The organism is Bradyrhizobium sp. USDA 4353, assembly GCF_054063215.1.
The window spans coordinates 6,737,834-6,759,365 of sequence record NZ_JBSSGB010000001.1 but is presented as its reverse complement, the minus strand read 5'-3'; the positions used below and the strand labels follow the sequence as shown (position 1 = coordinate 6,759,365).

General features: G+C 65.2%; 18 protein-coding genes. 12 read left to right on the top strand and 6 right to left on the bottom strand.

Annotation, left to right across the window (positions count from 1 at the left end; translation table 11 throughout):
- Window positions 1–33: 33 nt before the first annotated feature.
- Complete coding sequence (locus ACVILH_RS30600) at window positions 34–477, top strand: CBS domain-containing protein (protein WP_456716216.1); 444 nt, start codon at window positions 34–36, stop codon at window positions 475–477.
- Window positions 478–1,839: 1,362 nt separating this feature from the next.
- Here the strand turns inward: ACVILH_RS30600 and ACVILH_RS30595 are convergent.
- Window positions 1,840–2,475 carry a GntR family transcriptional regulator gene (locus ACVILH_RS30595; RefSeq protein ID WP_456716215.1) on the bottom strand — a complete coding sequence of 212 codons (636 nt, stop codon included), beginning with the start codon at window positions 2,473–2,475 and terminating at the stop codon, window positions 1,840–1,842.
- A 117-nt stretch (window positions 2,476–2,592) separates the two neighbouring features.
- Here ACVILH_RS30595 and bioB point away from each other — a divergent pair, with 117 nt between their 5' ends.
- From bioB to ACVILH_RS30570, 5 genes are all read left to right on the top strand, one after another.
- Complete coding sequence (bioB, locus tag ACVILH_RS30590) at window positions 2,593–3,639, top strand: biotin synthase BioB (protein ID WP_456716214.1); 1,047 nt, start codon at window positions 2,593–2,595, stop codon at window positions 3,637–3,639.
- Window positions 3,640–4,039: 400 nt separating this feature from the next.
- On the top strand, window positions 4,040–5,197 hold the full coding sequence (locus tag ACVILH_RS30585) for an 8-amino-7-oxononanoate synthase (protein WP_456716213.1): 1,158 nt from the start codon (window positions 4,040–4,042) through the stop codon (window positions 5,195–5,197).
- A complete protein-coding gene (bioD, locus tag ACVILH_RS30580; protein WP_456716212.1) occupies window positions 5,179–5,811 on the top strand; it encodes a dethiobiotin synthase in 633 nt (210 codons plus the stop codon). Before ACVILH_RS30585 ends, bioD begins: the two co-directional genes overlap by 19 nt.
- The gene (locus tag ACVILH_RS30575; protein ID WP_456716211.1) at window positions 5,808–7,073 is read left to right on the top strand and encodes an adenosylmethionine--8-amino-7-oxononanoate transaminase; all 1,266 of its coding nucleotides are present in this window, start codon (window positions 5,808–5,810) and stop codon (window positions 7,071–7,073) included. The genes bioD and ACVILH_RS30575 overlap by 4 nt, the downstream gene beginning before the upstream one ends.
- A gap of 158 nt (window positions 7,074–7,231) precedes the next feature.
- On the top strand, window positions 7,232–9,097 hold the full coding sequence (locus tag ACVILH_RS30570; RefSeq protein WP_456717119.1) for an alkyl/aryl-sulfatase: 1,866 nt from the start codon (window positions 7,232–7,234) through the stop codon (window positions 9,095–9,097).
- A gap of 43 nt (window positions 9,098–9,140) precedes the next feature.
- Here ACVILH_RS30570 and ACVILH_RS30565 read toward each other — a convergent pair whose 3' ends face one another.
- Complete coding sequence (locus tag ACVILH_RS30565; protein ID WP_456716210.1) at window positions 9,141–10,211, bottom strand: glycosyltransferase family 4 protein; 1,071 nt, start codon at window positions 10,209–10,211, stop codon at window positions 9,141–9,143.
- A 283-nt stretch (window positions 10,212–10,494) separates the two neighbouring features.
- On the opposite strand from ACVILH_RS30565, the gene ACVILH_RS30560 reads away from it, so the two are divergent.
- The 4 genes from ACVILH_RS30560 to ACVILH_RS30545 all read left to right on the top strand — a co-directional run bounded on the left by ACVILH_RS30560 (window position 10,495) and on the right by ACVILH_RS30545 (window position 16,436).
- Window positions 10,495–12,258 (top strand): ABC transporter ATP-binding protein, encoded by a 1,764-nt coding sequence (locus tag ACVILH_RS30560; protein WP_456716209.1) that lies wholly within the window; start codon window positions 10,495–10,497, stop codon window positions 12,256–12,258.
- Window positions 12,259–12,325: 67 nt separating this feature from the next.
- Entirely contained in the window at window positions 12,326–14,527 is a 2,202-nt protein-coding gene (locus tag ACVILH_RS30555) for an amylo-alpha-1,6-glucosidase (RefSeq protein ID WP_456716208.1), read from the top strand.
- Window positions 14,528–14,559: 32 nt separating this feature from the next.
- Window positions 14,560–15,021, top strand: coding sequence for a PRC-barrel domain-containing protein (locus tag ACVILH_RS30550; protein WP_456716207.1), 462 nt, complete (start codon window positions 14,560–14,562; stop codon window positions 15,019–15,021).
- Window positions 15,022–15,119: 98 nt separating this feature from the next.
- Window positions 15,120–16,436 carry an MFS transporter gene (locus ACVILH_RS30545; RefSeq protein WP_456716206.1) on the top strand — a complete coding sequence of 439 codons (1,317 nt, stop codon included), beginning with the start codon at window positions 15,120–15,122 and terminating at the stop codon, window positions 16,434–16,436.
- A gap of 12 nt (window positions 16,437–16,448) precedes the next feature.
- Here ACVILH_RS30545 and ACVILH_RS30540 read toward each other — a convergent pair whose 3' ends face one another.
- The 4 genes from ACVILH_RS30540 to fixL all read right to left on the bottom strand — a co-directional run bounded on the left by ACVILH_RS30540 (window position 16,449) and on the right by fixL (window position 19,870).
- On the bottom strand, window positions 16,449–17,153 hold the full coding sequence (locus ACVILH_RS30540) for a helix-turn-helix domain-containing protein (protein WP_456716205.1): 705 nt from the start codon (window positions 17,151–17,153) through the stop codon (window positions 16,449–16,451).
- Between the two features lie 130 nt (window positions 17,154–17,283).
- Entirely contained in the window at window positions 17,284–17,679 is a 396-nt protein-coding gene (locus ACVILH_RS30535; protein WP_456716204.1) for a response regulator, read from the bottom strand.
- A 78-nt stretch (window positions 17,680–17,757) separates the two neighbouring features.
- Window positions 17,758–18,375, bottom strand: coding sequence for a response regulator FixJ (gene fixJ / locus ACVILH_RS30530; RefSeq protein ID WP_456717118.1), 618 nt, complete (start codon window positions 18,373–18,375; stop codon window positions 17,758–17,760).
- Window positions 18,368–19,870: a sensor protein FixL gene (fixL, locus tag ACVILH_RS30525; RefSeq protein WP_456716203.1), complete on the bottom strand. Its 1,503-nt coding sequence runs from the start codon at window positions 19,868–19,870 to the stop codon at window positions 18,368–18,370. Before fixL ends, fixJ begins: the two co-directional genes overlap by 8 nt.
- A gap of 294 nt (window positions 19,871–20,164) precedes the next feature.
- Between fixL and ACVILH_RS30520 the strand changes: the two genes are divergently transcribed.
- Together ACVILH_RS30520 and ACVILH_RS30515 are read left to right on the top strand one after the other, a co-directional pair.
- On the top strand, window positions 20,165–20,998 hold the full coding sequence (locus ACVILH_RS30520) for a universal stress protein (RefSeq protein ID WP_456716202.1): 834 nt from the start codon (window positions 20,165–20,167) through the stop codon (window positions 20,996–20,998).
- Window positions 20,999–21,035: 37 nt separating this feature from the next.
- Window positions 21,036–21,461, top strand: a complete 426-nt coding sequence (locus tag ACVILH_RS30515; protein WP_456716201.1) for a CBS domain-containing protein — start codon at window positions 21,036–21,038, stop codon at window positions 21,459–21,461.
- Window positions 21,462–21,532 lie beyond the last annotated feature (71 nt).

Below are 21,532 nucleotides of genomic sequence, written 5' to 3'. Positions count from 1 at the left end.
GGCAGACAAAACAGGGAGCCCACGAGGAGAGCAATGAGCACAGTCAAAGACGCTCTGGCCCAGAAGAGCAACTCCCTGATCCATGTTCGCTCCCGCGACATGGTCGTCGAAGCCTTGCGCCAGATGCGCGACAACCGGGTCCGCTCGGTTCTGGTCGTCGACGACGGTGCGCTGGTCGGCATCATCACCCAGGGCGACTGCGCCATCAAGGTGCTGCTGCCCGGGCTCGACGCGAAAGAGACGCCGGTCGTTCAGGTGATGACGGCCAATCCGGTGACGGTCAGACCGGACCACCGGCTGGACAGCTGCATGGCGATGATGTCCCAGCGCGGCTTTCGCCATCTGCCCGTGCTGAACGCCGGCAAGGTCGTCGGCGTGATCTCGATCGGCGACGTCGTCAAGAACATCATCCGGGATCTGGAGCACAACGTCGACGACCTGATGGGCTACATCATGAAGGATGGGCCCGGGGGGTGATAGAGAGCGTGGTGCAGTCTTTAACCCATCTTCCGCAATGACCCAAAGCGGACGTTTTAAGCCGCTCTGGGAATATCTGCACTTGACCCTTTGCGGACCTTCGGGCGGGGCGCCGCGAGGACTTTTTTTCTTGGCTCGCTGTGTCGTCCCGCGAGTTTCATCAAATATTGAGCACGTTCCGGAAGACGAGTTGCCCAGGGGACATCTGCAACCTAAGCCTGTTGTCGCTCCAGTCTCGGTCCGCCCCATGAAAGAACGGCATGTTCCAGCCGGCCCTACCTCTATCCCGATATCACGGAGGGCCGTCGTCGGGGCGATGCTTTGTGCGCCCCTAATTGCATGTGGCGGTGATCCAGACCAAGCATCGGCCACTCCGCCAGACAATAGTGAGTTGGATCCCGAGAACCAGCCACTCCCTGTCCCCACCGATCAGGCCACTTTCCAGCGGTCGTGGAGAGCAGCGCGCATCAACAACCGCACTTTCCATTCACCGGTGTTGCAAGAAAATACCCAAGAAACTGAGTAAGTGGACCGGCAAAATGCTTGTGCGGAGCATCGCTAACGACCAAATCCAGTTGCTCGTGATCCGGATCGCGGACAATCTTGGCGTTGTTGGCTACAGCTACGATGGCGGAGTTCTGCGTGCCCATGCAGGAAACTACGTCGAGTTTAATGCAACACAGCTCGATGACTCGCTCGTCTGGCGTAACTCTGATCAAGTGCAAGTCGCCGGTATCTGGTCGCTTGTGAAGGTCAAGTTTAATAGCATCACAACGCCTCGATTGCCGCGTGGGCCCGGATGGTAGTGAGGTGACGAATTACGGTGACACTAATTGGGCGGGAAGCATAGCTAGAAGTTTTATGCACTGTCACCGTTATTTTGATTTAAAGGCTCCTTTGTCGTCGTCCGTTAGTCGTTGTCTGTGCCGACTGAATGCGCCTATTGATTGATCGGGCAATCGGCTGGCAGACTGGAGAGATGAGGTCCCAGACTGCAAAGCTCCCGAAGAGACAAGGGTATCCGCTTCGTCCATCAACGCTAGAGGATGCGCTTAAGCGCGCCGGCGTTTCAATCGACGTCCATCTCATTCGGCAGCCTGGCACGCTATTCGACGCACATTTTTGGCCGCCCAATCCCAACGTTCCCTATGAACGCCTCTACGTTCGTGTCGGCTCTGTACCGGTAGACCGAGTAGGCCCTATACGCCGTGAATTTGAGGCCAAGAAAGTTCCTGTGCTGGTGGAATGGATTGCGAGCATTCTAGCGCATGATCCAAAATCACCTGTTCGGCGCGAGGAGCAGATGCTCGACCTTCGGGTACGTTAGACTTCTGCCCGCAACGTGCTCGCGCGTGCGCAGAGCTAAGCACCCCCCGGCCGCGCCAATCGCTCGATCGTCTGGTTGTGCCGCGTCAGCAGCTCGCACGCATGCCCGATCTGCCGCTCGCGCAGCGCCTGCAGGATCAGGCGGTGATCGCCGTTGCTGCGCGGGCGCCAGCCGGCGGTGCGGGCCATGGTGAGCACGAGGCGCGAATTGGCGAGACGGAGTCCGTCGAGGCTCGCGAGCAGGCGGGGCATTGCGCAAGGCGCGACCAAAGCGCGGTGGAAGGCGCGGTTAGCGGTCTCGAACTCCTGGATCGTCTCGGCATTGTCGCCCTCGATCAGTGCGAGCTCGATGGCGGCGAGATGCGCGGGCGTGTAGCGCGGCGCGGCGTTGCGCAGGCCCACCACTTCGAGCGCGACGCGCATCTCGACGATCTCCTTGGTCGCCTTCGCGTCGAGCGGCGCCACCCGCACGCCGCGCCGCGGCATCGCGACCACCAGATGCATTGCCTCGAGCTGCCGGAACGCCTCGCGCACCGGCACGTGGCTGGAGTTGAACTCGCGGGCGATGTGGTCCTGCCGCAAGGCAACGTCCGGGGGCAGGGCCCCGCTGACGATGCGTTCGGTGATGGCTTCGGCGATGCGATGCGCCGTGGTGAGATTTTCGTCCTGCATGGCGATAGATTATCTATCGAAAAAGCTGGTGCAGAGGAAGCCGTGCTGTCTTACGGTCCAAAGAGACTAAATTTCATAGATAACGTCTAGGAAAATCTATGATCCTGGAGCATCAGTATGACCAGTCTTAGCAGTTCGTCGTCGCAGCCAGTCCAGCAGAGCGAGGTTCGGCATGATTGGACCAGGGCCGAGGCCGAGGCGCTGTATGGCCTGCCGTTTCCGGACCTGATGTTTCTCGCCCAGTCGGTGCATCGCCGGCACTTCGACCCGACCCGGCTGGAGACGGCGAGCCTGCTCAGCATCAAGACCGGTGGCTGTCCGGAGGATTGCGGCTATTGCTCGCAGAGCGCGCATTACGACACAGGCCTGAAGGCGACCAAGCTGATGGACCGCGAGGCCGTCGTCGCGACGGCGCGGCGCGCCAAGCAGGCGGGCGCCGAGCGGTTCTGCATGGCCGCGGCTTGGCGCAGTCCGAAGGACCGCGATCTCGACCAGGTCTGCGACATGGTCAGCGCGGTGAAAGGTTTGGGCATGGAGACCTGCGTGACCTTGGGCATGCTGACGCCGCCGCAGGCGCAGCGGCTCAAGGCCGCCGGGCTCGACTACTACAACCACAATGTCGATACTTCGCCTGAGTTCTACGACCGCATCATCACCACCCGTACCTTGCAGGACCGCATCGACACGCTGGCGCATGTGCGCGACGCCGGCATCAAGACGTGTTGCGGCGGCATCATCGGCATGGGCGAGGAGGTCGACGACCGGCTCGGCATGTTGGTGCTGCTGGCCAATCTCGATGCGCATCCGGACAGCGTGCCGATCAACATGTGGAACGAGGTCAAGGGCGTGCCGGTCAACGACACGGCCGCGCGGCCCGACGGGATCGCGCTGGTGCGGCTGATCGCGGTGTCCAGGATCATGATGCCGCAGAGCGTGGTCCGGCTGTCCGCGGGGCGGCAATACATGAGCGACGAGTTGCAGAGCCTGTGCCTGCTCGCCGGCGCCAACTCGATCTTCATCGGCGATGTGCTGCTGACGACGGCCAATCCGCAAGCCGCGCGCGACGCCGATCTGCTGGCGCGGCTCGGCATGACGTCGTCATTGTCGGCGCGTGAGAGCAGGGATGCAAGGGAAGCGGCGGCGCATCATTCAAGCATTGCGTGATGGAGCAGGATGACGGGCCTCATGGTTCGAGACGCGCCGCCACTGCGACCGTTCGCGACGATTCGATCGGATGCGCGGCGCTCCTCACCATGAGGGTCAAAAGCCGGCGGGGACTGCACACCGGACCATGAACACGCCAAGTGGCGTGTTCATGGAGGGGGGTGAGCTCCGCAATCGGAACTGCACAGGACCATGACACTGGGCCATGAGCCGCTCGCGCATGAAGACGTAGCGGGCCGCCGTATCGGCCGTGGTGCTTGGCAGCTGCGCGAACCACGTTCCCCTCACCCTGAGGAGCCCGCCCTTCGGGCGGGCGTCTCGAAGGGCGAGGCCCCGACCTTGGCCTCATGTTGTCGCTGCTCCCAGTGAGTGCGGCTGATCGATGGAGAACGGATACAACATGTCTTCCGACAAATTGGCGACCTATGCCGACAGTCTGCAGGCTCTCGCAGCCGACGACCGTCTGCGGCGTCTCAGTCCACGGTCCGGTCTCGACTTCTCTTCCAACGACTATCTCGGCCTCGCTCAGTCGCCGCGCATCAAGCGCGCGATCGCCGCGGCGATGGAGGCGGGCACGCCGGTCGGGGCCGGCGGATCGCGGCTGTTGCGCGGCAATTGTGATGAGCATGAACGGCTGGAGGCAGAGGCGGCGCGCTTCTTCGGCGCCGACAGCGCGCTGTTTTTCGGCTCGGGCTATATTGCCAACTTCGCTGTGCTGACCACGCTGCCTCAGCGCAACGATCTGCTCGTGCTCGATGCGTTCGTCCACGCCAGCACCCATGAAGGCGCGCGCGCCGGCCGCGCGGAGATCTGTCAGTTCAAGCACAACGATGCTGATGCCGCCGAGGACAGGATTCTGGCGTGGCGCAGGGATGGCGGCGTCGGCCGGCCATGGATCGTGGTCGAAAGCCTCTACAGCATGGATGGCGACACAGCGCCGGTGGACGATCTGCTCGCGGTGGCCGAACGCCACGACGCCTTCCTGCTGATCGACGAGGCGCATGCGACCGGCGTGCATGGTCCGCAGGGGCGGGGCCTTGCGGCACGGTTCGAGGGCCGCGACGACATCGTCGTCGTGCATACCTGCGGCAAGGCGCTCGGCGCTGCCGGCGCGCTCGTCACGGCCCACCGCGTGCTGAGGGAGACGCTGATCAACCGCTGCCGTCCCTTCATCTTTGCCACGGCGCCGTCGCCGCTGATGGCCGTGGCCGTCTCGGAGGCACTGGCGATCCTGCAAGACGAGCCCGAGCGGCAGCAGCGGCTGGCGCAGCTCGTGGCCTTCGCGCATCGCGAGATCATCGCGCGCTTCGGTGAGAGCTGGTCGTCGTCGCAGATAATTCCCTACGTTGTCGGCGACAATGCGCGCGCGATGTCGCTTGCGCAAAGTCTGCAGCAGCGCGGCTTCGACATCCGCGGCATCCGGCCGCCGACGGTGCCGGCCGGCACGGCGCGGCTGCGGCTGTCGCTGACCTTGAATGTCGATGAGGCCGCGATCACGGCGCTGCTCGACGCGCTGGTCGAGCTCGAAGGAGAGCCGCGATGGCGCAGCGCATCGTAGTCACGGGCACGGATACCGGCATCGGCAAGACGGTCTTCTCCGCCGGCCTGACCGGGCTGCTCGGCGCGCGCTATTGGAAGCCGGTGCAGGCTGGGCTTGCCGAGGAAACGGATTCGCGCCGCGTCCAGCAGCTCGCCGCGCTCGCTGACGATCGTGTGATTCCTGAGCGCTATCGTCTGGCCGAGCCGGCGTCGCCGCATCTGGCCGCGCGGTTGGAAGGGATCAGCATCGATCCGCTCCGCCTGGAGCCGCCCGACGCGGACGACAGGCCCATCGTGATCGAAGGCGCCGGCGGCCTCATGGTGCCGCTCGATGGCGACACGCTCTATCTGGACGTCTACGCGCGCTGGCGTCTTCCGGTCGTGCTGTGCGCGCGCACCAGTCTCGGCACCATCAATCACTCGCTGCTGTCGCTGTCGGCATTGCGCAGCCGCGGCATCGACGTGCTCGGCATCGCCTTCATCGGCGCGGCTCATTCCGACAATGAGCAGACGATCTGCCGTCTTGGTGCGGTGAAGCGTCTCGGCTGCCTGCCGTGGCTTGCGACGCTGACCGCGGGTTCGTTGCAGCGGGCGTTTGCAGCCGCGTTTCGACGGTCGGATTTCCAGCGATGACGCGCACAGCAACCTCGCCGATCTGGCACCCGTTCACCCAGCATGCATTGCAGCCGGAGATGATCCCGATCGTCCGCGGCGAGGGCGCCTATCTCTACGGCGCGGATGGCCGCCGCATCATCGATGCGATCGCGTCCTGGTGGGTGGTCACGCATGGCCATTGCCACCCGGCGATCGTGCAGGCGATCCAGGCGCAGGCCGAGCGATTGGACCAGGTCATCTTCGCCGGACATACGCACGAGCCGGCGGAGCAGGTCGCCGCCGGGCTGCTCGAGCTCACACCGCCCGGCCTGGCGCATGTGTTCTTCTCGGACTCCGGCGCGACCAGCGTCGAGGTCGCGCTGAAGATGGCGCTCGGCTATTTCAGGAACATCGGCGCGCCGCGCACGCGCATCGTCGTGATGCAGCATTCCTATCACGGCGACACCATCGGCGCGATGTCGGTCGGCGAACGCGGCGTGTTCAATGCCGCCTATGAGCCGCTGCTGTTCGATGTCGCCGTGGTGCCGTTTCCGGCGGAAGGGCAGGAGCAAGCGACGCTCGATGCGCTCGCCGCGATCTGCGAGCGCGACCGCCCGGCGGCCTTCATCGTCGAGCCGCTGGTGCTCGGCGCCGGCGGCATGCTGATGTATCCGGCCACTGTGCTGCGCGAGATGCACCGGATCTGCCGGGCATTCGGCGTGCTGTTCATCGCCGACGAGGTCATGACGGGGTGGGGCCGCACGGGCACGCTGTTCGCGTGCGAGCAGGCAGAGATCACGCCGGATATCGCCTGCTATGCGAAGGGGCTGACCGGTGGTGCGCTGCCGCTCGCCGTCACGCTGTGCACTTCCGCCATCTTCGAGGCGCATCGTTCGACGGATCGTGCGCGCACGTTCTTCCACTCGAGCTCCTACACGGCCAATCCCATCGCCTGCGCGGCGGCTTCGGCCAATCTCGAACTGTGGCGACAGCCGGAGACGCGGGCGCGGATCGCCGGGCTGGCGGACGCGCAGGCGCGCTGCCTCGCACGCTTCCACTATGACGAGCGCTTCTCGGATCTGCGGCGCTGCGGCACGATCACGGCGCTCGATCTCCACGCCGATGAGCCGGGCTACCTGGCCGAGGTCGGACCGAAGCTGCAAGCGTTCTTCCGCACCGGCAATGTCCTGCTGCGGCCGCTCGGGCAGACGATCTACGTGATGCCGCCCTATTGTGTCACCCCGGATGATCTCGACACGATCTATGCCGCGATCGACGAGGCTGTGGATCACGTGCTCTGATCGTTGTTCCGCTCAGCGCATTTGCGCTTCACGGTTCCCCGCATTAGCATCGCCCGAACAATCAGCATTGCGGGGGGACTTGAGCCATGAACGCGCCGGCCAGCGACAACACGCAGCCAAAGGACGCCACCGCGGCGGTGATCGCGGCGCAGCAGGCGATGCTGGAGACGCTGCCGTTCGGCGACACCGCCGATTTCGACGATGCCGCGCGCGGCTTCCTCGGCACCATCGACGATGCCAAGGTGACGAATGCGCAAGGACGCACCATCTGGAGCCTCGCGCCCTACCGCTTCCTCGATGCGGAGGAGGCACCGCCGACCGTCAATCCCAGCCTGTGGCGGCAGGCGAAGCTGAACATGCATCATGGCCTGTTCGAGGTCGTCCCCGGGGTCTATCAGGTCCGTGGGCTCGACATCGCCAACATGACCCTGATCGAGGGCGACACCGGCGTGATCGTCGTGGACACGCTGACCTCGATCGAGGGCGCGCGCGCCGCGCTCGATCTTTACTATCAGCATCGCGGCAAACGGCCGGTCACGGCTGTGATGTTCACGCACACCCACACCGACCATTGGGGCGGCGCGCGGGGCGTGGTGGAGGAGGAGGCTGTGACCGGCGGTCGCGTGCCGCTGATCGCACCAAACCTGTTCATCGAGCACGCGGTGTCGGAGAACATCATCGCGGGACCGGCGATGTTGCGCCGGGCTCAGTATCAGTTCGGGCCGCTGCTGGCGAAGGGACCGAAGGGCCATGTCGATTGCGGCCTTGGCAAGACCATGGCCGCCGGCGGGGTCGCCCTGTTGCGGCCGACCGACCTGATCATGGCGACCGGCGACACCAGGACGATCGACGGCGTGAGCTTCGAATTCCAGATGGCGCCGAACAGCGAGGCGCCGGCCGAGATGCATTTCTACGTGCCGCGCTACCGGCTGTTGAACCTGGCCGAGAACTGCACGCACAATTTCCACAATCTGCTGCCGTTCCGCGGCGCCGATGTGCGCGATGCGCTGGCGTGGTCGAAATATCTCGGCGAAGCCTTGCAATTATGGGGCGGCAAGGCCGAGGTGATGTGCGGCCAGCATCATTGGCCGGTGTGGGGCACGAGCCGCGTCGATGCGATGATCCGCGAGCAGCGCGACCTCTACAAATTCGCGCATGACCAGACCCTGCGGCTGATGAACCACGGCCTGACCGCCAGCGAGATCGCCGAGCAGATCGCGCTGCCGAAGAGCCTCCACAGCGCCTGGCATGCACGCGGCTATTACGGCCACATCCGGCACAATGTGAAAGCGATCTACCAGAAATATCTCGGCTGGTACGACGCCAATCCGGTCAATCTCGATCCGCTGCCGCCGATCGAGGCGGGGAGGAAATATGTCGCGTATATGGGCGGCGCGGAGTCGTTGCTGGCGCGGGCGCGCGAAGACTTTGCCAGAGGCGAATTCCGCTTCGTCGCGCAGGTGGTCGGTCATCTCGTGTTTGCCGAGCCCGACAATGCCGATGCACGCGCGCTGCTGGCGGATGCCCTGGAGCAGCTCGGCTATGCCGCGGAGAGCGCGACCTGGCGCAACGCCTATCTGTTCGGCGCGCAGGAGCTGCGCCACGGCATGCCGGAGGTGCCGGCGCGTCCGGGCATGCCGCGCGAGACCCTGGCGGCGCTGCGCACCGAGCAATTGTGGGATGTGCTCGGCGTTCGCCTGAACGGACCGAAGGCGGACGGCAAGCACATCGTGCTGAATTGGAGCTTCACCGACACCGGCGAGCGCTTCGTGCTCACCTTGCAGAATTGCGCGCTGACCTATGCGGCGGGCGTGCAGGCCTCCACGGCCGATGCCGGCTTCACCTTGGCGCGCGCGACGCTCGACGAGATCATCGCCAAGGCGACGACGTTCCCGGAAGCTGTGGCGGCCGGAAAGATCAGCTTCGTCGGCAATCCGATGCGGCTGGCCGAGCTGATGTCGCTAATGGACGAGTTTCCGCGGATGTTCGAGATCGTCGCGCCGAAGCGGTCCAAGGTCATTTGAGGAAGAGGGAGGTCGGCCGGGACCGACCTCCAACGCAGGCGATCTACTCCGCGCTGCTGACCAGCCGGATACGCGGCTCGGCATGATCGATCAGGCCGCGATAGGCGGCGAGATAATCGAGCGCCATTCGCCGCGCGGTGAAGCGCTGCTCGAAGCGCTCGCGCACCCGGGCGCGGCTGAGATCGTGCAGGCGGTTGACGGCGGCGACGGCGCTGAGTTCGTCCTCGACAATGAAGCCGGTGACGCCGTCCTCGATGACCTCAGGCACCGAGCCGCGGTTGTAGGCAATGACGGGCGTGCCGCAGGCCATCGACTCGATCATCACCAGCCCGAACGGCTCGGGCCAGTCGATCGGCAGCAGCAGGCCGAGCGCGCCGGACAGGAACTCAGGCTTCTCGTGATCGCCGATCTCACCGATATATTCGACCAGCGGGTTGCCGTTGATCATCGGATAGATCAGCTGGTCGTAGTAGTCCTGGTCGGCGCGATCGACCTTGGCCGCGATCTTGAGCGGGATGCCACAGCGCATCGCGATCTTGATCGCACGGTCGACGCCCTTCTCGGGCGCGATACGGCCGAGCACGGCGAGATAGCTCGGCGTGGACGGCTTCGGCATCAACAGCTTTTCGGGAAGGCCATGCAGGACGGTACGGACCCAGTTGGCATTCGGCACCGGGCGGCGCTGCGCGTCGGAAATCGAGACGACCGGAACATCCTTGAAGACGGAGAACACCGGCTGGTGCTCGGGAAGATCGAGCCGGCCGTGCAAGGTGGTGAGAAAGGGGGTGGGCTGCCGGTGGAACAGGGAGAACGGATAGTAGTCGAGGTGGAAGTGCAGGATGTCGAATTCCTCGTCGTCGCATTTCCGCCGCACGCCTTCCAGCATCACCATGTGGAGCGCGTTGGGATCCCGCACCGAGCCGTCGAGGCGCAGCGCCTTCGGCCAGGTGGGTGAGAGTTTTGCCGATGTCTGCGAATCGCCGCTGGCGAACAGCGTGACGTCATGCCCGAGAGCGACGAGCTCTTCGGTCAACCAGTGAACGACTCTCTCCGTGCCGCCATAGAGCTTCGGAGGCACAGCCTCCGTCAATGGAGCAACCTGCGCGATGCGCATCTCACCGTCTCCTCTTCGTGATCATGGATGAAAGCCCCCAATGGCACCGGCACTGCCGCAGCGGGAACGTGTGCGCATCTGCGAAGTTCCGCTGTCGTGATCACTCTTTCTTCGACACAACGTGTTCCCTCTCGTCGCAATGATGCCATCCGAACTCTCCATCGCTTGCGTCGCGAACCATGCACCTTGAACAGAGCGTTATTGCTGTTGCAGCGCGGAACTGAAGAAACTCTCTGCGGTTCATTGGCCGCACGGGTGTCGCCAACAGTCGCACGGGACGAATATGGATCAACTATCAGGCTATGCGCACCGGCCGTTCCCGTTCGTCATGCGCTATCTGCGCAAGCGTCCGACGGCCCATCTCATCATCTTGTTGTCCGTTGTCGGTGCAGTTGCCTGTTCGGTAGGCACGCAATACGGAGTCAAGTTCCTCGTGGACAGCCTCTCATCAGGGCCGCGGGGCAATGGCAATGTCTGGGCAGCGTTCATCCTGCTCATGGCGCTGATCGCGACCGACAACATTCTCTGGCGCGTGGCGAGCTGGATCGCGAGCTTTACTTTCGTGAGGGTGACCGGGGACCTGCGCCGTGACATCTTCCGTCATCTCACCGGACATGCACCGAGCTATTTCGGCGACCGTCTGCCGGGCATGTTGTCGAGCCGCATCACCGCGACGTCGAATGCGGTGTTCACCGTCGAGAACATGTTCGTCTGGAACGTGCTGCCGCCATGCCTTGCCACGGTCGCGGCAATCATCCTGATCGGCACAGTCAGCGGCCCGATGGCGATCGCGCTGCTGCTGATTGCAGCCATGATGGTCCTGACGATGTTCCGGCTGGCCGCGGCCGGCAAGCCGCTGCACGACGATTTCGCAGACAAGGCGGCGATGGTCGATGGCGAGATGGTGGACGTGATCTCGAACATGCCGCTGGTGCGCGCCTTCTGCGGGCTGCGTCACGAGCATGACCGGTTCGATGCAACGGTCGACAAGGAGCTGGAGGCGCGCGGGCGCAGCCTGCGCTATCTTGAGAAGCTGCGCATCCTTCATGCCACGGTCACGATCGTTCTGACGGTGGCGCTGATGGCCTGGGCGATCTCGTTGTGGCAGCGCGGCGGGGCAAGCACCGGCGACGTCGTGCTTGTGTGCACGCTCGGCCTCTGCATTCTCAATGCGACGCGCGATCTCGCGGTGGCGCTGGTCGATGTAACCCAACATGTCGCGCGAATGAGCGAGGCGATCGCGACGCTGCTGCAGCCGCATGAGCTGCGCGATCACCCCGAGGCCGAGCCGCTGGTCAAGAGCGGCGCGGCGATCACCTTCGACAACATCACCTTCCACTATCCGGGTGGGCACAAGCTGTTCGAGAGCTTTTCGCTGCGGCTGCAGCCCGGCCAGCGCGTCGGTCTCGTCGGCCAGTCCGGCGGCGGCAAGTCGAGTCTGTTCACCCTGTTGCAGCGGTTCTACGACCCGCAGGTCGGACGGATCACGATCGACGGCCAGGACATTGCCAAGGTCACCCAGCAGAGCCTGCGGGAGGCGATCTCGGTGGTTCCGCAGGACATCTCCCTGTTCCATCGCTCGATCCTGGAGAACATCCGCTACGGCCGGCCGAGTGCGACCGATGACGAGGTGTTGCGTGCGGCGATCGCGGCCCGCTGCGATTTCGTCGAGACGCTGCCGGAGGGGTTGCAGACGATGGTCGGCGATCGCGGCGTCAAGCTGTCCGGCGGCCAGCGCCAGCGCATCGCGATCGCGCGCGCGTTCCTCAAGGATGCGCCGATCCTGCTGCTCGACGAGGCTACCGCTGCGCTCGACAGCGAATCCGAGGAGGCGATCCGCGAGGCGCTGAGCCGGCTGATGCGCGGGCGCACCGTGATCGCGATCGCACATCGGCTCGCGACCTTGCGGAATTTTGACCGCGTGGTGGTGCTGAAATCGGGCAGGATCATCGAGGACGGTGCGCCTGACCGGTTGATGCAGAGCGAGGGTCCGTATCGGGAACTCGTCACGCAGGAAATGAACCGGCTCGCCAAATTCGCCGCCTGATCGTTGCGTCGCGTCGCGATCGTGCCAGGCCGATCGCGTGGCCACTCCAACATCGCACGAGGTCATCATGTCGGCCGAAGTCGCCAGCACACTCAGATCGATCGACCGCGCGGACGAGCCGGCCGAGCAACCGTTCTACATCCCGATGACGGGGCCCGCGGCGCGGCCGCGCCGCTCGCTCAAGCACGATGACACCTTCATCGTGCTTGACGGCCATGGCGATATCGGCGCGTCGGCCGGCGGGCCGGATGGCCTGTTCAATTCCGACACCCGCTATCTGGCGCGACTCGAGCTGACGCTCGAGGAGGTGCAGCCGCTGCTGCTGGGATCCAGCCTGCGGGACGATAATTCGGCGCTCACGATCGATCTGACCAATCCTGATATCTACGATCAAGGCCGGCTGGTGTTGCCCAAGGACATGCTGCACATCGTCCGCACCATCTTCCTGTGGCACGGCACCTTCTATCAGCGCATCGGCCTGCAGAACCATGGCGATCGGCGCGCAAGCTTCGATCTCAAGCTCGCCTTCGACAATGACTTTGCCGACCTGTTCGAGGTCCGCGGCAGCGTGCGGCCGCGACGCGGCGCGGGCTCGGGCCGGATGATAAGCCCATCCGATGTGATGCTCGACTATCGCGGCCTCGACGGTGTAACGCGCACCACGGCGCTGCATTTCGATCCGCGCCCGTCCCGGCTCTCGATCGACGTCGCGACCTATCATTTCGACCTGGAGCCGCAGCAATCGGCCTCGTTGTTCATCGCGGTGACCTGCAACGCCGCCGCGGGCGAGCAGCCGGGCCGCTTCTTCCGCAGCCTGCTGGCGCATCGCAGGGAGATGCGCCGCAGCACGCAAGGTGCGACCAGCATCGAGACATCGAATGACATCTTGAACGAGGTGCTGTGCCAGGCCGCGGCCGATCTCAACATTCTGATGACGGACACGCCGGAGGGGCGCTATCCCTATGCCGGCATTCCCTGGTACTCGACGACGTTCGGCCGCGACGGGCTGATCACGGCGATGCAGATGCTGTGGGTTGATCCGCGCATCGCCCGCGGCGTGCTGCGCCGGCTCGCCAGATATCAGGCAAAGCAGACCGATCCGCTGGCCGATGCGGAGCCGGGCAAGATCCTGCACGAGATGCGTGGCGGCGAGATGGCGGCGCTGCGCGAGGTGCCGTTCGCGTGCTATTACGGCAGCGTCGATTCGACGCCGCTGTTCGTGCTACTCGCGGGCCTCTATGTCGAGCGCACCGGCGATCTCGACACGTTGAAGGAGCTGTGGCCGGCAATCGAGTTGGGCCTCGGCTGGATCGACGGACCCGGCGATCCCGACCGCGACGGCTTCGTCGAATATCAGCGCGCCTCGGAGCAGGGCCTCGCCAATCAGGGCTGGAAGGATTCCTACGACGCGGTGTTCCACGCCGATGGGCGCCTCGCGGAAGGCTACATCGCGCTCGCCGAGGTGCAGGGCTATGTCTTCGCCGGCAAGCAGCTGGCGGCCCGTTGCGCGCGGCGGCTCGGCAAGGCCGAGATGGCGGACAGGCTCGATGCCGAGGCGGCGCGGTTGGCCGAGAGGTTCGAGGACGCCTTCTGGTGCGAGGAGCTCAACACTTACGCGCTGGCGCTCGATGGCAACAAGCAGCCGTGCCGGGTGCGCACCTCCAATGCCGGGCAGCTCCTGTTCAGCGGCATGGTGCGTGAGGATCGCGCCCGCAAGGTCGCCGCCGATCTGCTCCGGCCGCATTTCTTCTCGGGCTGGGGTATCCGCACGGTTGCTTACGGAGAAGCGCGCTACAATCCGATGTCCTATCATGACGGCTCGATCTGGCCGCATGACAATGCGCTGATCACGCTCGGCCTGTCGCGCTACGGCCTCAAGCATGCGGTCGAGCAGGTGTTCAGGGGCCTGTTCGACGCCGCGTCCTACATGGATCTGCGCCGGCTGCCGGAATTGTTCTGCGGCTTCCGGCGCGAGAAGCATCGTGGTCCGACGCTGTATCCGGTGGCCTGCGCGCCGCAGGCCTGGGCGAGTGCGACGCCGTTCACCTTGCTCGAAGCTTCGCTCGGGCTGGAATTCGATGCCGCGCGCGGCGAGATCCGGCTGCGCAATCCGCGACTGCCGGCATTCCTCGACTGGGTCGTGCTGCGCGACCTCCGGCTTGGCGGCTCGGCGATTGATCTGCGTCTGCGTCGCCACGGCGAGGACGTGTCGATGGAGGTGCTGCGCCGTCGCGGGCAGATCCAGGTCTCGCTGGTGCTGGCGCAATGAGAACGCCAGATCATCGTCGCGGCCTCGGTGCTATGTCCGCTCTCGCCCTCCTGATGTTGCAGGCGAACGACGCGGCTGCGCAGCAGGCATCGCCCACGCCTGCCGCGAAGGAGACGGTGGCCCCGGCCAAGGAGCCTGCACCGCCGCCCTCGGTCACCATTCTCGGCGCGCGGGATGCCCATGGCGTGCTCGGCCGCGACGTGCGCAGCTCGACCGGGGAGGACATGGGCCACATCGTCGATGTCATCGTCGATCTCACCGGCACGGTGCGCGCGGCGGTGATCGACTTCGGCGGCTTCCTTGGCGTCGGTAGCCGCAAGATCGTGGTCGATTGGACCGCGCTCGATTTCAAGCACATCACCGAGAAGAGCGATCAGGTGACGCTTGATCTCACGAAGGAGCAGGTGAAGGCGGCGCCCGAGTACAAGGAGGACAAGCCCGTCGTCGTGCTCGGCGCCGCCGGCAAGCTGTCACCCTGGGATTTCGATCATTGAGTTGATGCGTGAGACCGCCGTTCCGGTAGACGCGTGCTGCGGGACCGGCGAGGGACGTTTTGTCCCAAGAATCCTTGTCCATTGAGATGTAAAGAGCCATGGCCAATCCACGGCCGTCCAGATCACCTGATCGGGAGCCCACGCCGGACGTTGAGTCCGAGCCGCGCGGTGACTGCGTGCTGGATCATGGCCAGGTGGCCAAGCCGGCGCCGTCGCGGCAGAGCCTGCGCGGGCTCGACTGGTTCATCTTCTTTCTCGCGGACGTGCAGACTGGGTTTGGTCCGTTCATCGCCGTGTACCTCACGACGCAGAAATGGACCCAGGCGCAGATCGGCCTGGTGCTGTCGATCGGCGGCATCGTCGGCCTGATCGGACAGATGCCGGGTGGCGCGATCATCGATGCCGCCAGATCGGAGCGGCGCGTGGCCGGCTTTGCGGTGGCGACCATCGGCTGCTGCGCGCTGGCCTACGCCGTCTGGCCGATCTTTCCGGTGGTGGCGGGCGCGGCCATGCTGCATGCGGCCGCGAGCTGTGTGCTCGGGCCCGCGATCGCCGCGATCAGCCTCGGCCTGGTCGGGCCGCGGGGCATGGCCGAACGTCTCGGCCGCAACGCGCGCTTCGCCTCGCTCGGCAACGGCGTGGCGGCGGCCATCATGGGTACCTGCGGCTATCTGCTGTCGAGCCGCGCCGTGTTCCTCGTCACCTTCATCCTCGCGTTCCCGACGCTGATCGCGCTGTCTCGCATCCGCGAGCACGAGATCGATGTCGCGCGTGCGCATGGCCACGCCGTTCTGGAGGATAGGGACGACGCACGGCTGTCGAATCTGCTCGGGCTGCTGCGGCAGCGGGCGCTCTTGGTGTTCGCGCTCGGCGTGTTCCTGCTGCAACTGGCGAACGCCGCCATGCTGCCCTTGATGGCCGGCGTCGTGACGACGAAGTCGAGCGAATGGGCGCCGATGCTGATCGCGTTCTGCATCGTGGTGCCCCAGGCGATCGTGGCGCTGACCTCGCCATCGGTCGGCGCGGTGGCGCAGCAATGGGGCCGGCGGCCGCTGCTGATGCTGGGATTTGCGGCGCTCGCGATTCGCGGCGCGCTGTTTGCGATCGTGCACGATCCCTATGTGCTGGTGGCCGTGCAGATCTTCGACGGCGTGACAGCTGCGGTGTTCGCGGTGATGATTCCGCTCACGGTGGCCGATGTCGCCTTCGGCAGCGGACACTTCAATCTGGCGCAGGGGATCGTCGGAACGGCGTCCGGAATAGGCGGATCGTTGTCCACCGTGGTCGCCGGCTTTGCCAGCGACCGCTACGGCAGCGTCACCGCCTTCATGGGCCTGTCGGGCGTGGCGCTGACAGGCCTGTTGCTGATCGCGCTGTTGATGCCGGAGACGCGACAGCGCGCGAGCAGGGCGTAGAGCAGATCAGGATCAGGCGTCCATGCTGCGCAGGCGCTGGCGGTTGCGCAGCACGATCTGGCGGGCGCCGGAGAAGCCGAGAACGCCCTGGCTGTGCAGCTGCGACAGCGCGCGGGAGACGGTTTCGAGCGTCAGGCCGAGATAGTCGCCGATGTCGCGGCGGCACATCGGCAGCGCCATCATGCCGGCGACCGCGAGGCGGCGGTCCATCTCGAGCAGGAAGGTCGCGACGCGCTCCATCGCGGTCTTGCGGCCGAGCAGCAGCATGTGGTCCTCGGCGTGACGCAGATCATGCGCCGTCATGGTCCAGAGCTTGCGGGCGACGGTGACGTCGGTGCCGGCGGCCTGCTCGAGGCTGCGACGCTTCACCAGGCGCACCGTGGTGTCGATGATGGCTTCAGCGGCGAGACGATGCACCGAGCCGAATTCGAGACCGAACACGTCGCCCGGAAGATGAAAGGCGCCGATCTGGCGGCGGCCGTCGGACAGCAGCTTGTAGCTGCGGACCGCGCCGGAGATCACCTGGTAGACGTACTCGGCCGGCTCGTCCTCGCCATAGATCTCCTCGTCCTTCTTGTAGGAGAACTCGCTGGCGATCAGCCCGGCATGGCCGGTGATCTCGGCAAAGGGATTGGCGGCAGGAGAGGGGACAGCAGGAGAGGGAACGGCAGTGGCGCTGGGGGTAACGACCGAATGGGTGAGCGACTGATTGAGCATGACCATCTCCTTGCGGCGGATGGCGATGTGGTACCTCGCGGCTCCCGTTAAGGACATTTGGGCCGTTATCTTAAGGGGGTTCCCTTACGTAGATGTACGTAGGTGCGGCCGCAATCCGGGCCCAGAAGGCTCAAGGAGCGGTAGCCCGATGGTCGCTGGCGATCGCTTTGCGGATGCGCTTGACCAGATTGTCGTCGAGCAGCGGCTTGAGCAGAAAATCCTGGATGCCGACCGCCGCGGCCCGGGCCTCCAGCCGGTCGTCGTAATGCCCCGTGATCAGCACGACCGGCGCGGTTGCGCCCTGCTTGCGCAACCTTTCCGCGAGCTCGACACCGTTCAGCTCCGGCATCTTGTAATCGACCACGAAACAGTCGACCGGTGCGTGAGACGACGCCTTCAGCAGCGCGGTGCCGCTGCGGAAGGTGCGGACGTCGAAGCCGTCGGCCTCCAGCAGAAAACGCAACGAGCCGAGGACGTCAGCATCGTCGTCGGCGACGTAGACCTTGGGTTTGGCGTGAACCGACATGGCACGTGCCGCGCGAGATGTGATGTTGAACCAAGGCGCAACATAACACCCGAATCTGTCCAGGCCGCTTGATCTAGCTCAATCCTTGAAGGCGCCTGCGCGCATCGCCAGACGCACCAGCTCCGACAGGCTGTTCGCGCCCATTTTGGTCATCACGTTCGCGCGGTAGACCTCGATGGTGCGCGGGCTGATGTCGTATTCGCGCGCGATCAGCTTGTTGGAGAGGCCGGCCATCAGACCGTCCATCACCTGGCGCTCGCGCGGGCTGAGGCTCGCGATGCGCGCGAGAATGTCCTGCGTGACCTGCTCGTTCTTTGCCGCCGGCTCGGCTTGCTGGATGGCGGTCTCGATCATCGCGACCAGGCGCTCGTCCTCGAACGGCTTTTCGAGGAAGTCGATCGCGCCGAGCTTCATCGCCTCGACCGCCAGCGGCACGTCGCCATGGCCGGTCATGACCAGGATCGGAAAGCTGCTGCCATTGGCTTTCATGCGCTTGAGCAGCTCGATGCCGTCGATTCCCGGCATCCGCACGTCCGAGACGATGCAGCCGAAGCCGAGCGCCGGTAGCCTGTCGAGGAAGACCTGCGCGTTCTCGAACAACGTCACGTCGAAGCCGGAGGAGTCGAGCAGGAAATTCAGCGAATCCCGCATCGCATCGTCGTCGTCGATCACATAGACCTTGGCCTTGTCAGCCATCATGCTCAACCTTGGTTGGGGCGGCGGGCAGGGTGAAGCGGAAGGTCGCGCCGCCTGCCTCGTTGTTCTCGGCCCACATGCGGCCGCCATGAGCCTCGATGATCGACCGGCTGATCGACAGGCCGACGCCCATGCCGGTGTCCTTGGTGGTGAAGAAGGTCTTGAACAGATTGGGCATGACGTCGTCGTGGAACCCCGTCCCGGTATCGGACACGGCGACCTCGATCAAGTCGTCGGCGACGCGCCTGTTGGTAGCGACGAGCTCGCGGCGCTTCGCATGCGACATGGCCTCCAGCGCATTGCGGAACAGGTTGACCAGCACCTGCTGGATCTGCACGCGGTCGGCGAGCACGAGATCGGCGTCGGGGTTGAGCTGGAACCGGAGCTGCACGTTCTGCTCGCGGGCGCCGGCGAGGCCGAGCGCGCCGGCCTCCTCGATCAGCTTGGACAGGCTCTCGACGCGCTTCTCCGATTCGCCGCGCGAGACGAAGTCGCGGAGACGTCGGATGATCTGGCCGGCGCGGATCGCCTGCTCGGCGGCGCGGTCCATCGCGCTCTCGATCTTGGCCGTGTTGGGATCGCTGCTGCCGGACAACAGCCGGCGCGAGCCCTTCATGTAGTTGCTGATGGCGGCGAGCGGCTGGTTCAGCTCGTGCGCCAGCGCCGAGGCCATCTCGCCCATGGCGCTGAGGCGGGACACGTGAACCAGCTCCGACTGCAATTCGCGCAGGCGCGCCTGGGTCTGCTGATGCTCGGTGAGGTCATGGGCGAAGCCGGTGAAATAGGGCTTGCCGCCGGACTGCATCTCGCCGATCGACAGATGCATGGGAAAGGTCGTGCCGTCGCGGCGGCGGCCAGTGACGATGCGGCCGATGCCGATGATGTGGCGCTCGCGGGTGCCGTGATAGCGGGTGAGATAGCTGGCATGGCGCGAGCGGTCCGGCTCGGGCATCAGCTCGCTGACGTCGAGCCCGACGGCCTCCTCCTCGGTGTAGCCGAACATCCGCTCGGCCGCGGCGCTGAAGAACTGGATGATGCCGCCGCCGTCGATCACGATCATGGCGTCGGGCACGGTGTCCAGGATCGAACGGAAATGCTGCTCGCGCAGCCGCAGCGCCTCCTCGAGACGCTTCTCCTGGTCGATGTCCAGCGCGATGCCGCGCAGCCGCCGTGGCTGGCCGTCGTCGCCGGGAACCACGCCGGCGAGCACCCGAATCCAGTGCCCACCCTTCGGCACCCTGAAGGACATGTCGAACCAGGAGCCCTGGTGACGCGCATGCTCGATCGCCGCCTCGACCGGCGCGCGATCTCCGACAGCGAGCAGCGCCAGGAAGGAGCCATAAGTCACGGGCTGATCGGTCGCGACCCCGAACAGCGTGCGCGTCGTGGCCGACCAATAGAAATCGCCGGTCGCGAGATCCAGATCCCACGCGCCGAAGCCGAGCGCCTGCGCGTCGTCGGGCCGGGCGGCCGCGTCGGGAAAGGGTTCAGTCACGCCGCGCACGTCGAAGCCTTCAATCGATTCGCCGTTGTTGCCAAGAGCCGCTCCAGCAGGAGCCTTTGTCGTGGACGGCCAGGAGAGCCAGCCACCTTATTCTATACCAGATTGTGCCGTGACAATCCGGGCGGGCCTAGACTTTGGTTCGACAATTCAAGGCTTTCTCCCCACTTGGCTGGGTTCCATGGTCGCCGTTCCCCGCGTGCTCCGCGGCCGCACATTGATCTATCTCATCACGGTGGGGCGTTTCACCTCTAAGAGCTGCATGGAAGCAATGTTTGGAGAGGCGGGATGACGCTCGCGACTGTCATGGTGAGCCTGGCGCTCAACCAGCCCAACGAGGCCCGTCTTCAGGTCGCGTGCGATCTCGCGGGTCGATTTGAGGCCGGGGTTATCGGCGTGGCCGCCGCGGAATTCACGCCGCCGCTGTATTTCACGACCGGCGAGCAGGCCCAGGACCTCATCGAGCAGGGCGAGGCCGCGTTGCAGAACCGGTTCGTCGAGCTCGAGCAGCAATTCCGGACCGCCGTCGCCGGCCGGGCGGTTCCGCTGGGCTGGCGCAGTGCGCTGGATTTTCCGCTCCGCTACACGCTGGCGCAGGCGCGCGTCGCCGACATCCTGGTCACGGGGAGCGTGCCTCCCGGCGTCACCGATGCGTTCGCGATTGCCAGCCCCAAGGATCTCGTGATGCAGGCGGGGCGGCCGCTGCTCGTGGTTCCCGACAGCGCCAGCTGGCTCGATCTCGGCACCGTGGTGGTGGCGTGGAAAGAGACGCCGGAGGCGCGCCGGGCGATCACGGACGCGCTGCCGCTGCTTGCCAAAGCCACCGATGTCGTCGTCGTCGAGATCGTCGAGAGCACCTCAGATTACGATTCGTGCGAGGCGCGCCTCGAGGACGTCGTCGCCTGGCTCGGCCGCCACAAGATCATCGCATCGGCCCGAATCGAGGAGCCGGGGCAGGGGCGCAACGTGGCGACCAAGCTCGACGCGATCGCTGCGGATCTCTCCGCCGGGCTCGTCGTCGCCGGCGCCTATGGCCATTCCCGATTCCGCGAGCTCGTGCTCGGCGGGGTCACCGAGCATCTCGTGACGCGCACCGAACGTTGCGTGCTGCTGTCGCACTGAATCTTCAACCGTCCCATCCGAGAGCAGGATTGCCGCCTTGTACAAATTTCTCGAGGACACCGCCGGCAGCTACATGACGCGGACCATCACGACCGTGACCCGCGACACCACGATTCGCGAGCTCGGCGACATGTTCGACCGCGACGATTTCAACACCTATCCCGTCGTCGAGAACGACGAGGTCATCGGCATCGTCACCAAGTTCGACGTGCTGAAATGCTTTGCGTTCACGCCCAACCAGATGCTGCCGCGCTACAGCGACCTGATGAACCGGACCGTGGCCGACGTGATGACGTCGGAGTTCATCTATGTCCGGCCGGACACCAAGCTGACGCGCGTGCTGCAGCTGATGGTCGAGCACCGCATCCGCAGCCTGCCCGTGACCGACGGCGACAGCCGCCTGGTCGGCATCATCGCCCGCGAGGACATCGTGCGGGCGCTGGCGGCGGCGGCGAAGGACTGATTGCGGCCGCGCCCGTAACTGATACGGAAGTCTAAGACCGGCCTCGTCCCGTACGCCTCAGGCGTGCGGGA

What these genes read in the sequence shown, in the direction of transcription:
- ACVILH_RS30600 (WP_456716216.1), top strand. Translation starts at nt 34, where the DNA reads ATGAGCACAGTCAAAGACGCTCTGGCCCAGAAGAGCAACTCCCTGATC.
- ACVILH_RS30595 (WP_456716215.1), bottom strand. Translation starts at nt 2,475, where the DNA reads ATGCAGGACGAAAATCTCACCACGGCGCATCGCATCGCCGAAGCCATC.
- bioB (WP_456716214.1), top strand. Translation starts at nt 2,593, where the DNA reads ATGACCAGTCTTAGCAGTTCGTCGTCGCAGCCAGTCCAGCAGAGCGAG.
- ACVILH_RS30585 (WP_456716213.1), top strand. Translation starts at nt 4,040, where the DNA reads ATGTCTTCCGACAAATTGGCGACCTATGCCGACAGTCTGCAGGCTCTC.
- bioD (WP_456716212.1), top strand. Translation starts at nt 5,179, where the DNA reads ATGGCGCAGCGCATCGTAGTCACGGGCACGGATACCGGCATCGGCAAG.
- ACVILH_RS30575 (WP_456716211.1), top strand. Translation starts at nt 5,808, where the DNA reads ATGACGCGCACAGCAACCTCGCCGATCTGGCACCCGTTCACCCAGCAT.
- ACVILH_RS30570 (WP_456717119.1), top strand. Translation starts at nt 7,232, where the DNA reads ATGCTGGAGACGCTGCCGTTCGGCGACACCGCCGATTTCGACGATGCC.
- ACVILH_RS30565 (WP_456716210.1), bottom strand. Translation starts at nt 10,211, where the DNA reads ATGCGCATCGCGCAGGTTGCTCCATTGACGGAGGCTGTGCCTCCGAAG.
- ACVILH_RS30560 (WP_456716209.1), top strand. Translation starts at nt 10,495, where the DNA reads ATGGATCAACTATCAGGCTATGCGCACCGGCCGTTCCCGTTCGTCATG.
- ACVILH_RS30555 (WP_456716208.1), top strand. Translation starts at nt 12,326, where the DNA reads ATGTCGGCCGAAGTCGCCAGCACACTCAGATCGATCGACCGCGCGGAC.
- ACVILH_RS30550 (WP_456716207.1), top strand. Translation starts at nt 14,560, where the DNA reads ATGTCCGCTCTCGCCCTCCTGATGTTGCAGGCGAACGACGCGGCTGCG.
- ACVILH_RS30545 (WP_456716206.1), top strand. Translation starts at nt 15,120, where the DNA reads ATGGCCAATCCACGGCCGTCCAGATCACCTGATCGGGAGCCCACGCCG.
- ACVILH_RS30540 (WP_456716205.1), bottom strand. Translation starts at nt 17,153, where the DNA reads ATGCTCAATCAGTCGCTCACCCATTCGGTCGTTACCCCCAGCGCCACT.
- ACVILH_RS30535 (WP_456716204.1), bottom strand. Translation starts at nt 17,679, where the DNA reads ATGTCGGTTCACGCCAAACCCAAGGTCTACGTCGCCGACGACGATGCT.
- fixJ (WP_456717118.1), bottom strand. Translation starts at nt 18,375, where the DNA reads ATGGCTGACAAGGCCAAGGTCTATGTGATCGACGACGACGATGCGATG.
- ACVILH_RS30520 (WP_456716202.1), top strand. Translation starts at nt 20,165, where the DNA reads ATGACGCTCGCGACTGTCATGGTGAGCCTGGCGCTCAACCAGCCCAAC.